11 protein-coding genes and 1 other annotated feature are annotated in these 12333 nt (G+C 47.7%); of the genes, 8 read left to right on the top strand and 3 right to left on the bottom strand.

All coding sequences use genetic code 11. The features are described from left to right. Window positions 1-323 precede the first annotated feature (323 nt). Complete coding sequence (gene adhP / locus FAY32_RS03520; RefSeq protein WP_143462077.1) at window positions 324-1340, bottom strand: alcohol dehydrogenase AdhP; 1017 nt, start codon at window positions 1338-1340, stop codon at window positions 324-326. A 416-nt stretch (window positions 1341-1756) separates the two neighbouring features. On the opposite strand from adhP, the gene FAY32_RS03515 reads away from it, so the two are divergent. The 3 genes from FAY32_RS03515 (at window position 1757) to FAY32_RS03505 (ending at window position 4623) form a co-directional block, all read left to right on the top strand. Then, a complete protein-coding gene (locus FAY32_RS03515) occupies window positions 1757-2443 on the top strand; it encodes a response regulator transcription factor (protein WP_048736232.1) in 687 nt (228 codons plus the stop codon). Next, on the top strand, window positions 2440-4071 hold the full coding sequence (locus tag FAY32_RS03510) for a HAMP domain-containing sensor histidine kinase (protein ID WP_143462076.1): 1632 nt from the start codon (window positions 2440-2442) through the stop codon (window positions 4069-4071). Before FAY32_RS03515 ends, FAY32_RS03510 begins: the two co-directional genes overlap by 4 nt. A gap of 147 nt (window positions 4072-4218) precedes the next feature. Further along, window positions 4219-4623 carry a YxeA family protein gene (locus FAY32_RS03505; protein ID WP_143462075.1) on the top strand — a complete coding sequence of 135 codons (405 nt, stop codon included), beginning with the start codon at window positions 4219-4221 and terminating at the stop codon, window positions 4621-4623. Between the two features lie 437 nt (window positions 4624-5060). On the opposite strand, the gene yidC is transcribed toward FAY32_RS03505, so the two are convergent. Together yidC and FAY32_RS03495 are read right to left on the bottom strand one after the other, a co-directional pair. Beyond that, window positions 5061-5972 carry a membrane protein insertase YidC gene (gene yidC / locus FAY32_RS03500; RefSeq protein ID WP_143462074.1) on the bottom strand — a complete coding sequence of 304 codons (912 nt, stop codon included), beginning with the start codon at window positions 5970-5972 and terminating at the stop codon, window positions 5061-5063. A 101-nt stretch (window positions 5973-6073) separates the two neighbouring features. After that, entirely contained in the window at window positions 6074-6346 is a 273-nt protein-coding gene (locus FAY32_RS03495) for an acylphosphatase (protein WP_143462073.1), read from the bottom strand. 187 nt (window positions 6347-6533) lie between these two features. Between FAY32_RS03495 and FAY32_RS03490 the strand changes: the two genes are divergently transcribed. The 5 genes from FAY32_RS03490 (at window position 6534) to pheT (ending at window position 12270) form a co-directional block, all read left to right on the top strand. Beyond that, window positions 6534-7304 (top strand): TrmH family RNA methyltransferase, encoded by a 771-nt coding sequence (locus FAY32_RS03490; protein ID WP_143462072.1) that lies wholly within the window; start codon window positions 6534-6536, stop codon window positions 7302-7304. A 229-nt stretch (window positions 7305-7533) separates the two neighbouring features. Further along, a complete protein-coding gene (locus FAY32_RS03485; RefSeq protein WP_048736225.1) occupies window positions 7534-8031 on the top strand; it encodes an HD domain-containing protein in 498 nt (165 codons plus the stop codon). Window positions 8032-8066: 35 nt separating this feature from the next. Beyond that, complete coding sequence (locus tag FAY32_RS03480; RefSeq protein ID WP_143462071.1) at window positions 8067-8435, top strand: winged helix-turn-helix transcriptional regulator; 369 nt, start codon at window positions 8067-8069, stop codon at window positions 8433-8435. Window positions 8436-8481: 46 nt separating this feature from the next. Next, window positions 8482-8714, top strand: a binding site (T-box leader). A gap of 91 nt (window positions 8715-8805) precedes the next feature. Then, window positions 8806-9852, top strand: a complete 1047-nt coding sequence (gene pheS / locus FAY32_RS03475) for a phenylalanine--tRNA ligase subunit alpha (RefSeq protein ID WP_143462070.1) — start codon at window positions 8806-8808, stop codon at window positions 9850-9852. Between the two features lie 9 nt (window positions 9853-9861). Continuing rightward, the gene (pheT, locus tag FAY32_RS03470; RefSeq protein WP_143462069.1) at window positions 9862-12270 is read left to right on the top strand and encodes a phenylalanine--tRNA ligase subunit beta; all 2409 of its coding nucleotides are present in this window, start codon (window positions 9862-9864) and stop codon (window positions 12268-12270) included. Window positions 12271-12333 lie beyond the last annotated feature (63 nt).

The raw sequence follows: 12333 nt of genomic DNA, 5'->3' as shown, positions 1-12333 counted from the left end.
GCCGAGAGGTCGGCAGATATGGGCTCAGGCGCGTCGTTCTACTTAGTCAGTAAGCGAACTTCTTACTGGCTTAGTAGAAAACCAAGCTTGTAGACTCGGAACTTTCGAGGCTTCAAGTTGTGTTCGCACCGATCCAGCCCATATCTGCCGACCGGTAAGGCGACCAGGCCACCAAGTTGCCTACTTTTAGGGCTACTGTTGTTGGTAGAACAGGCATGAGCCGTACTTTGGAACTTTCAACCCTTAGCTGTAAACTAAAAGGCACGTGATGGCTTCCCTCAAGGGGACCATCACGTGCCTTCTTAAATCAATTTAATTGGGAATTACTTCGTGAAATCAACAACCATCCGACCAACGATCGAGTTGTTCTTCATTTCATCGATGATGTCGTTAACTTCGTCGAGACGACGAGTTTGAACGATAGGGTGAACCTTGCCTTCAGCACCGAATTGGAAGGTTTCAGCTAAGTCTTGACGAGTCCCAACTAAGGAACCACGAACGGAGATACCGTCCAGAACCGTCTTAGCAATGTTCAATTCCATGTCCCCTTGAGGAAGGGCAACGGCAACTAACTTACCATCTGGCTTCAAGGCGTTAACGGATTGGGTGAAGGCGTCCTTGGTAACGGCAGTAACTTGGGCGTTATCAACACCGCCAACTTTTTCTTGAATCTGTTCAGCAACGTCACCATCATGACGGTTGATTAAGATTTCAGCCCCGTCCTTCTTAGCAGCAGCTAATTTGTCAGGGTTACCATCAACGGCGATAACGTGAGCGCCGAAGACGTTGTGTGCGTATTGGATAGCCAAGTTACCTAAACCACCGGCACCGACAACTTCAACCCATTGGCCTGGCTTCGTTTCGCCGACCTTCAAGGCCTTGTACATGGTAACACCGGCACAGGTCAGAGAAGTTGCTTCGATTGGGTCCAAGCCTTCTGGCACCTTAACGGCGTAGTTGGCATCAACGATACATTCTTCAGCCATAGCACCATCAACAGTGAAGCCAGAGTTCTTAACGTTACGGCAAAGCGTTTCACGACCGGACAGGCAGTATTCACAGTGGCCACAGCCCTTGAAGAACCAAGCGATAGAAACACGGTCACCAATCTTTAAGTTGTCAACGTCGTCAGCAACTTGGATAACTTTACCAACACCTTCATGGCCAATGATCCGGCCGGGTTGTTTGCCAAAGTCACCAGCGGCAACGTGTAAGTCGGTGTGACAAAGGCCACAATATTCCATCTTAACTAAAGCTTCACCGTGGGTAATGGGGCGGAGCGTAACGTCCTTAATGTCTACGTAACCATCAACTGAATCGCGAATAACTGCTGCTTTCATGAAAAATTCCCCTTTTCTATATTGTCTACAAGACCTAGTATACTTAATCCCCACACAAATTCAAGTGAAAATTTGAACAATTTGCCAATTAATTGATTTGCAGTACAATAATGTCTCTTATTTTTACGGGTTTAGAATGCCAATTGAGTTTTCTTACTAATGTGAAGTAAGTATATAGAAGCCCTTTCAAAAGCAACACTATCGGTAGAATACAACCGGTTGCAATTTCAAAAAATGCTTTATTCTATGATTTGATTTCTTACAGAAACGATAAATATGAGAGAGCTGACGGTTTTCGCATACAATTATGAGAAAATATGATAAAATTAAATGTTGAAATGAATATCGGACGGTCACGGTCGGTGAGGTTTAGCCGAAGGTGGCTGCAGCTAATTAGCCAGAGGAGTTAAAGCGCAATGAGTCGAATTTTAATTATTGAAGACGAAAAAAACCTTGCTCGTTTTGTCGAGCTTGAATTGAAGCATGAAGGATACGAAACCGATGTGCAGTTTAATGGACGGACCGGTTTGGAGGCAGCGTTATCGCAAGATTTCGATGTCATTTTGTTAGACTTGATGCTGCCGGAGCTCAATGGAATCGAAGTTGCTCGGCGGGTTCGCGAAGTTAAGAGCACACCAATTATTATGATGACGGCCAGAGACTCCGTGATTGACCGGGTCTCCGGTTTAGACCACGGTGCCGATGACTACATCGTTAAGCCATTTGCCATCGAGGAATTACTCGCACGTGTTCGGGCACTGTTACGACGGATTCATTTGGAAGGCGAACAGAAGAACACGAAGCAGACAACCGTAAAGTTTAAAGATTTAACGATTGAAAAGGAAAACCGAATCGTGCGGCGTGGTGATGAAGTCATCAACCTGACGAAACGGGAATACGAACTGCTCTTGGCCTTAATGGAAAACATTAACGTGGTTTTGGCGCGTGACGTGCTTTTGACCAAGGTTTGGGGTTACGAATCCGAAGTTGAAACAAACGTGGTGGACGTTTATGTGCGTTACTTACGAAACAAAATTGACGTGCCGGGCCAAAAGAGTTACATCCAGACGGTTCGGGGCACAGGGTACGTGATGCGTTCGTGAAATCGTCCGCAGCTGATTTAGCGGCAGATGAGGGGACACCAAAAGAATCTAAAGGGTTCCGCTTTTCCGTTAAGTGGGAGTGGGCTCTGTCCACCGCTTTTGGTGTTCTCGTCATCTTCGCGGTCATTGTCTTACTGATTTTTAATAGTTTTATGACGGTCCTCATGCGGCAGGAAAAGACGCACGTTGGGGATACCTTAAATGTCGTCGTTGAGAAGTTGAACACGCAACGAGAACCACTAACGGGCGCAGCGGTGAATAACTTATTGCGGCCTAAAGCGGTCTTGAATGAGGGCAAGAAACCAGCAGCTCCCTATACCAATGCGGTGATCACCAGTCTGGCTCGCGATAGTCAAACGGTGACCGTGTATGATCAGAATGGCAACCCGTTATTTACCACTCGGCAGGGAACCGTTCAGTTCAAACGGACTAAGCAACAACGGATTCAGACGCAAACGATTGCGCATCAAAAGAGCTTGGTCGGTCGGACACCAATTCGTTCTAAACAGGGAAATGTCATTATTGGCTACGTCCAGGTTACGGATAACTTGCGCGACTACCGAGCAACTCAGGTCAAGCTACTTCAGATTGAGGTGGTCTTGGGGCTTATGGCGGCTTTAGCAGCTGCCGTGTTAAGTTACATTTTGGCGACCTTTCTCTTGCGGCCAGTGGAAGCGATTCGAGAAACGATTCATGCCGTTCGTGAAGATCCCCAAACGGACATGCGAGTACCGGAAATGCATCACCAAGATGAGTTGAGTGACCTTGGTTTGCTGTTCAACAGCATGCTAGATACCACCCAGCGGTACATGGATCAGCAACAGCAATTTGTGGAGGATGTCTCACATGAGTTGCGGACGCCAGTGGCCATTATCCAAGGCCATATGGAAATGCTGGATCGGTGGGGCAAGGATGACCCCGAGGTGTTGAATGAGTCCATCAAGGCTTCCCTACAGGAAACTAAGCGGATGCAGAGTTTGGTTCAAGAGATGCTGGATCTACAACGAGCGGAACAGATCGAAGTGAACTACACCAACGAGGTTTCCGACGTAACGGAAGTCGTTACGCAGGTCTACGATAACTTTAAGATGATTCATCCGGACTATCTGTTTATCTTGGACGATGATGTGCATCAGCCGGTTCAGGCGCAAATTTACCGGAACCATTTGGAGCAGATCTTGATCATCCTGTTGGACAACGCGGTGAAATATTCGCAGAAACGCAAAGAGGTCCACTTGTCGTATGAGAGCGACTCCCGCAATATCGAGATTGCTGTTCAGGACTTCGGTGAGGGAATCTCGCAGGAGAACCGCGATCGGGTCTTTAATCGTTTCTATCGCGTGGATAAGGCCCGCTCACGGACGAAAGGCGGCAATGGACTGGGTTTAGCAATTGCCAAACGCTTGATTGAGGCCTACCATGGACACATTACGATTGAGAGTGCCTTAGGTCACGGGTCAGTCTTTCGGATCTCATTGCCGATCTTGGCGGATGCGGATGCAAAAATCCTTAACAAGAAAAAAGAACAGGCACAAGCAGCAAATGAAATTCCGGGCATTCAGTCCGAATTGTTGGTTGATGACTCGCAAGAAAAACCAAGCGATGATTCTCAGAAACGCACTGATTAAAGGACACACAATATGGCGCCACCGAATTTTCTCACTTACGAGAAAATTCGGTGGCGTCTTTTTTGGGTTGACACTGGATATAAAATTAGTTATTCTATGGTAACTACTTAGTTACTTGAGTAATTGACCAATACAGGGGAGCTTATCATGAAAATTTTAGGAAAGTTTTTAGCAGTTGTCGGCGTTTTAGTAGCATTAGCAGGGGTGGGAGCAATTGTATTACCCAATATGACGAAAAATAAGCATTCTGAGCTAGCGATGGCACTAGATAACGTGAATCCAATGGTCAAAACCGAGACGGTCTATGCATCAACGAATGCCAAACCAGTCCGGCATTTTATTGGCGGTGGTGGCGAAGATGAGTACACGTATCAATTGCTGACGTACAATTCAGCGGGTAAAGCGCGAACATTGACGTTTGATTCGCAATGGCGCTTGAAACCCCAGAAATATTTGAAGATTTCGACCAAGGGCCAGAATGTTGAGTCCTGGGGCGCAATTGCCAGGGAATCTGTTCCGAGTGGCGTTCGGCAGAATTTGATGATGGTGTAATGATATCAGTTAAAATAGTGAAAAGGGGGCAACGAACGGCAGATGACTTGGTTGTCAGACTTCAGGGTCACCAGCCAAGCACTTTTCGCTATACGCTTCAGCAATATATAATATATGCCACACACAAAACGGTCCTGAGATAAACATCTCAGGACCGTTGTTGCTTATTTGAAGGGATATTGTATCATGCAATTTCACCGAGGACGATTAAAATGCTATCTACAAATGATGAAAAAATGTGCCAATTAGGAATGACTGTCACCATTGGTACCCTTAGCAATCGTGATGTGGCGATGCCTTTTTTAGTTCTGCGAGTCAAAGAGAGGGTGATTAGCTTTAAACTGAGTCAATTTATCTGCGGCCGCGTTTGGGTTAGGGACGTTCGGGTGCATAAAAAAAGCCTGAGATTTTCGTCTCAGGCCCTAAATCTTCATCAATTATTTGCGATGTTGCTGTTTACCCGCGTTACGGTTGCGATTCTTTTGGCTCGTCTTTTGAACACTGGCTTGCTTAGCAGCCGGGGTAATAGGCTTAGGAACAACGGGTTGAACGGGAGCAGGTTGGTTCTTCATCTTCTCGGCGATGTCTTTACGAATCCGTGGCCGGTAGAAGTTGATGATCAACGTTTGTAGGCAGGCGAATAACCCACCGACGAAGAAGTACAGCCCTAATCCAGCTGGTGAACTGATTGTGAAGAACAAAATCATAACTGGAGAAAGGAAGAGGGTAAAGCGCATCTGCTTCTTCTGTTCTTCTGGCATGCCCAATAAGGACAGGTAGCCTTGTAACAAATAGGATAGGAAGGATAGGACAGCTAAGATCCAACTAGAGTGTCCCAGTGGGATGGTGAAGAAGACCGCCTTGGATAGTTCTGGTGAGTACCGAATAGCGGCGTACAGAGCAGCGAAAATTGGCATTTGAATCAACAGGGGCAGACAACCGATCCCACCAGTCATACTGATTCCGTTGTTCCGGTAAAGTGCCATCATGGCCTGACTAGCGGCCTGTTGTTCCTCTTGTGTTTTGGCGGCTTTCTGTTGTTTTTGTAAGGCCGTCATTTGTGGCCGGATCATGGAAACTTTTTCTTGTTGAACCGTAGCATCACGCATTTGCTTGACCATGATTGGTAATAAGACCATCCGGACGATCACGGTTAGAATGATAATGGCCCAGCCATAGCTACCACCAAAGATGTTGGCCAACCAGTCCATCACGTGTTGCCCAGGAATGGCCAAGTAGTCATAGACAAAGCCGTAGGGTTTACCGTTTTTGGTCTGCACACAGCCACTTAGAACTAGTGCCAGTGCCGCCAAAGCCGCGGTAACCGAAACTCTTTTGGAGATTTTCATTTTTATTTTGAACCCCTTTAGATAACATGTAGAGCGTAGACGCCCCCAAACGACCAAATTGCCGTTAACATCAAACATCTTACTTGATTTGAGGGGCTTTTTCAAATAATAATCCGAAAATCCCTAAAGTGATGAGCAGGACGGTCCGTGATATCTAGGTCCGTAATGACCACCCAGGGTGTTGTGCCTTGGCGGAGTTGCGCGATAAATGTGGCTAGTTGGTCGGGGTCACCGCTCGCCATGATGGCAACCTGACCGCTGGGGAGATTTTTGACGGTTCCCGTGATACCTAGCTGTTTAGCTAAGCGGGTCGTTGACCAGCGAAAGCCGACACCCTGAACCTGTCCGGTGACTAAAATATGCTTTGTTTCCAATTGGCGACCTCCTTTACAGGTGAAACTTTTAGGTTAATCATAACGCGCGGGTCCCAGTCTTGCCTAGTAGTATGGTAAGATTAAAGCGAAAGTGAAACTGAAAAACAGGTCACTAGTTGTGGGTGTGCCTGACGGGACTTATTGAAATCAATGAGCATGAATAAATTTGAGATGGGAGTCATCACCAGTGAGAGAAAAAATTACATCGGGTCAAAACAAAAAGGTCAAACAATGGCGGTCATTGACCAGCAAAAAAGGCCGCAAAGCGACCCAGACTTACCTATTAGAAGGTTGGCATTTAGTGCAAGAAGCCATCAAGGCGCACCAACTGTTGACTGCCATTATGGGAACAGCGGCGCAATTAGCCGACCATGCTGCTGAATTGCCGGCTGATGTGGCGATTTATGAACTAACTGACAGTATTGCCCAGACGTTGGGGGATACGGGAACGCCACAGGGGATATTTGCGACAGTTCCATTGCCAAAGGATACCGCTGGTGATCCCACAACGGCTAAAGGGGTGTGGCTTTTTCTCGATTACGTTCAGGATCCGGGGAATATTGGGACCATGGTTAGAACGGCAGATGCTGCTGGATTGACCGGCGTTGTCTTTGGCAAGGGGACGGCAAGTCGGTTCCTACCCAAAGTTTTGCGATCGATGCAGGGGAGTCAATTCCATATTGAGTTAGTTGAAGCGGACCTTCATGACTGGATTTCAACCTTTACAGGCCGCCAATTACCGGTCTATGGCACGAACCTTGACCCGCAAGCGAAGGACTATCGTGACGTTCCGGCATTAACGGCTGGTGCTATTGTAATGGGAAATGAAGGTAACGGCATGGCTCCTGACCTTCAGCAATTGACCACGCGAAACCTGTATATTCCGATTAAGGGACAAGCAGAATCTCTGAACGTGGCAGTTGCTGCTGGCGTGGTGATGTTCCGGCTGGTTGGTTAATCCGGACTGACGCGCTTGGTCGGGTCAGGTCGAACTGATGAGACCGATCCTCAGGAGAGATGCACAGCCTTGAGGGTGCCACCGCGCCACCGTTGACCGGATATTCTTTAAAAAATGGTAAATACCCTGACAAATAGAACGTAATGGTTGCAATTTACGCAAAAGAACGTATGATATAGGGTAATTAAGTGACTAAAAATCATAATTTAAAATGAAAAGGAAGCATTCTATGACCAAACTGACTTGGCGTGATGACCCCGAGTACCTTGCTTTAGTTTCTGATTTGTTGGCCAAGGAGCCGGTTCAACGCCTGGCGAATTATACCCAGCACCATCACTCTGACCGATTAACACACTGTATTTCAGTGTCCTACAACAGTTATTTGATCGCAAAGAAACTTGGTTTGAATACCCGGGCCGTTGCGCGGGGTGGGTTGTTACATGACTTGTTTTATTATGATTGGCGGACGACGAAGTTTAACTTGGGTTCGCATGCGTTTATCCATCCCCGAGTGGCACTCCGGAATGCTGAAAAGCTGACGGACCTGAGCCCGATGGAAAAGGATATCATCTTGAAGCATATGTGGGGCGCTACCTTAGCAACGCCGAAATACCGGGAAAGTGCGATTGTTTCTCTGGTGGATGATTACGAAGCAGTTCACGAATTCTGTGGTCCCGCCCGTAAACGTGTGGAAGCCCTGATGAGCAAACTCACGCCTAACGCCTAGTTTCAACGAAACGTGGATGGGAGGCAAAACTAATAATGCAAATGATATCACCAGATAAAAAGGATGAGCACACGGTTGATTTTGAACTGTGTCCTCGGTTCGAACAAACCTTCTCATTTCTGGGCAAGAAATGGAACGGCTTAATTATTGACGTTTTACTTCAAGAAGGACCACAACGATTCCGTGATCTGGCCCGGAAGATTCCGCGCTGTAGTGATCGGGTCCTAGTTGAACGGTTAAAAGAGTTGGAACTTAACGGCATTATTTTACGCCAAACGTTCCCGGACAATGCCTTGATCGAATACGAGTTAACGCAGAAGGGCCAAGAGTTTAAAGATATTATGACGGCTGTTCATGCGTGGTCTGATAAGTGGTATTGTCCAACCGAAAGTAACCAGAAGTAGGTTGACAGACCTAGCGAAGTTCGTTAGGCTTAAAATACGTAATATTTCAAAAGCGATGATGGAAAAGTAGTAGCCAGCGCGATTTGTCAGGAAGAGTTTGCCATGACTGGAAGCAAACTTCGGATTAGCGGGTGAATTCAGTTCCTGAGTTGGAATCGGGAGTCGTCAAGTTGACGATGAATGATTTTCCGGTAAGTGACCGTTATCACGACTGAGTGTGGTCGAAGTCTCTGGACTTTCGACTGAATCAGGGTGGTACCGCGAAGCTTCGTCCCTATATTTATGGGGAGGAAGCCTTTTTTATTGGCTTCAGACGCGGAATTGATGGAATGTTTTTGGTACTAGGATATAAAAAAATGGAGGATGACGTATGTCGTTAAAAGATAAATTAGACGAACTGCACCAACGCGGTCTGGCAGAAATCAAGAAGTCTACTGACCTAAAGGACGTTAATCAGGTGCGGGTCTCATTGCTGGGTAAAAAAGGTCCCATTACTGAAGTCCTACGGGGAATGCGCGACTTAGACGCCGAAGAACGGCCCAAGGTCGGTGCTTTTGCGAACGAAATTCGGGATGACTTGACGGCGGCTTTAACTAAGCGGCGAGAAGAGTTAGAAAATGCCGTGTTAAATGCACGGTTAGCCAACGAAACAATCGACGTGACCTTACCAGGGACGCCGGTAGCGAAGGGCGAACCGCACGTGATCCAACAGATCATTGACCAAATCGAAGATCTCTTCTTGGGCATGGGATACCAGGTGCTTAGCGGTCCTGAAGTTGAAGAAGACAAGTACAACTTTGAAATGATGAACTTGCCGAAGAACCATCCAGCTCGTGACATGCAGGATACCTTCTACATTACCAAGGAAATCCTGATGCGGACGCAAACCTCACCAATGCAGGCCCGGACGCTAGAGAAACATGACTTCAGTCAAGGCCCACTTAAGATGATCTCCCCCGGTGTCGTTTATCGACGTGATACCGATGATCCCACCCACTCTCACCAGTTCCATCAAGTGGAAGGGCTAGTTATTGACAAACACATCACGATGGCTGATTTGAAGGGAACCTTACAGGTCTTAGCGCACGAACTCTTTGGTGATAAATTCGACGTTCGGCTGCGACCTAGCTACTTCCCATTCACGGAACCTTCCGTTGAAGCCGATATCACCTGCTTTAACTGTGGTGGTAAGGGTTGTAACGTCTGCAAGAATACTGGTTGGATCGAAGTCCTCGGTGCCGGGATGGTGCATCCAAACGTCTTGAAGATGGCCGGTGTGGATCCCGACGTTTACGGCGGATTTGCCTTCGGGGTTGGTCCGGATCGGTTTGCAATGCTGAAGTACGGTGTCGATGACATCCGGAACTTCTACTTGAACGATGTTCGTTTTCTCACGCAATTCACAAAGAAAGGATAACCGCCAACCATGAAGATTTCATACAATTGGATTAAAGAATATTTAGATTTAGACGTTAAACCCGTCGACTTGGCGGAAAAGATCGAACGGACTTCCGTTGAAGTTGACGATGTGGTCACGCCCAGTGAAGGGTTAAAGAAAATCGTCGTTGGCCACGTCCTGTCCGTTGAAGCACATCCAGACTCAGATCATTTGCACATTTGCCAGGTGGATGTCGGCGAAGACGAGCCCTTACAAATCGTCTGTGGTGCCCCGAACATTGCCAAGGGCCAAATGGTCATTGTGGCTTTACCAGGCTCACGAATTGCGGGCAATGTGAAGATCAAGAAGTCTAAGATGCGTGGGATTCCCTCTGCCGGGATGATCTGTGCCTTACAAGAAATTGGTTTCTCCGATGACGTGGTGCCTAAGGATTACGTTGATGGTATCTACGTCTTACCGGCTGACGCAACGCCTGGGGATGACGTTTACGATTACCTGGGAATGAACGACAGTCTGATCGACTTAGACGTGACGCCTAACCGTGGGGACATGTTGAGTTTAAATGGGACGTTACGCGACTTGGCTGCCATCTATGACAAGCCAGTGACATTAGACCAACCCGAGGTTAAGGAAACCGGTGAGGCAATTGCTGATCAATTGACGATTCATGCCGATGCCGATTTGGCACCTCAATACCGGATGCGGTTAGTGAAGCAGGTAAAGATTACACCAAGTCCAATGTGGCTACAGATTCGGCTGTGGAACGCTGGCTACCGGCCAATCAACAACGTGGTCGATATCACGAACTACATTATGTTGAAGTACGGCCAGCCACTACATGCTTTCGACTATGACAAGTTTGCCGGACAAGATGTTTACGTTCGGAATGCCAAGGCGGGGGAAAAGTTAACGACGCTTGATGAAGGTGAACATGATCTAGACGACCACGACATCGTGATTGCAGATGACCAAGCCCCAATCGCCTTAGCCGGTGTCATGGGTGGACTGACCACGTCGATTACTGACGAAACGACTACGGTTGCAATTGAAGCCGCAGTCTTTGAGCATGATCACATCCGGAAGGCTGCCCAACGCCACAATCTGCATACAGACGCTTCCCAACGTTTCGAGCGGGGCATTAACCGTGCCGGTGTTCAGGATGCTTTAGATGCCGCTGCAGAAATGATGACGGACTTGGCAGACGGCGTCGTTCAGACGGGCACTGCTGTGGGATCGGACAATGTGCCGGAACCAGCCGTTATCCCACTGTCACTGACGCACGTGAATGCGGTCTTGGGCACGACTCTCGAGTTAGCTAAAGTCGTTCACATCTTAGAAAGCCTCGGCTTTACGGTTGCAACGGCTGGTGAAGACATGACGGTCACCGTCCCAATTCGGCGAAATGACATCCACATTCCAGCGGATCTTCTGGAAGAAATTGCGCGGATCTACGGTTACGATGAATTGCCAACGACTTTACCTACGGGGCGGATGACGATGGGAACGCTGACGAGTGCTCAGAAATTAATGCGGGCAACGCGGCATTCTTTAGAGGGCTTAGGATTGAACCAAGCTATTTCCTATGCGTTGACCACGGCTGACAAGGCCAAGATGTTCATGATGCAACCAAGTGCGGAGACTGACTTGGCTTGGCCAATGAGTACGGATCATGCCGTATTGCGGATGAACGTGGTGACGGGATTGTTAGACGACATTGCCTACAACACGGCACGGAAGGTGAAAGACGTTGCCTTGTACGAACAAGGACGGGTCTTTTACCGCGAAGATGGTAATGACCGGCCAAGCGAAGAAGAACACATTGCTGGAGCCATTACTGGGACATTGATGCCTGCCGGCTGGAACCAACCAGCTAAAGACGTTGATTTCTACCAAATCAAGGGGATCGTTGCGGCTTATCTGAAGGATATGGCTATCAACGGTGACGTGACTTATGAAGCCAATGCGGACATGCCAGAGATGCATCCTGGTCGGACGGCGGATATCTTAGTCCACGGTCACCGCATTGGGTTCATGGGCCAAGTTCACCCAACGATTGCGAAGAAGTTCAAGATTGGGGCCACTTATGTCTTTGAACTGAACCTCCAGGCCATTATTGATATGCCTAAACAGGAAAATCAATACGATGTGATCTCCCGTTACCCAGCAATTACACGAGACATTGCCATGTTAGTGCCAGATGAGGTCACGAACGACCAAATCGTCGCGTTGATTGAGAAGCGTGGCGGCGCGTTCTTACAATCCGTCAAGCTATTCGATGTGTACGATGGCGTGAAGGTACCAAAGGGCAAGAAGTCCTTAGCCTACACGTTGACGTATCAAGACAAACACGAAACGTTAGTCGATGATGCAGTTACTCAGGCCTTTGAAAAGGTTGAGAAGCGGCTCCAAGACGATTTAGGTGCTGAGATTCGTTAGTCTAAATACGTGTAGATTAGTAAGTTGCAAGTCGTTCAGAACTTGCTATCACCGCTAAAAACG

Origin of the sequence: Levilactobacillus enshiensis (genome assembly GCF_007115095.1) — a bacterium.
Classification (GTDB): domain Bacteria; phylum Bacillota; class Bacilli; order Lactobacillales; family Lactobacillaceae; genus Levilactobacillus; species Levilactobacillus enshiensis.
Note: the sequence above shows the minus strand (reverse complement) of the source record. Positions and strands in the feature narration are given on the sequence as shown.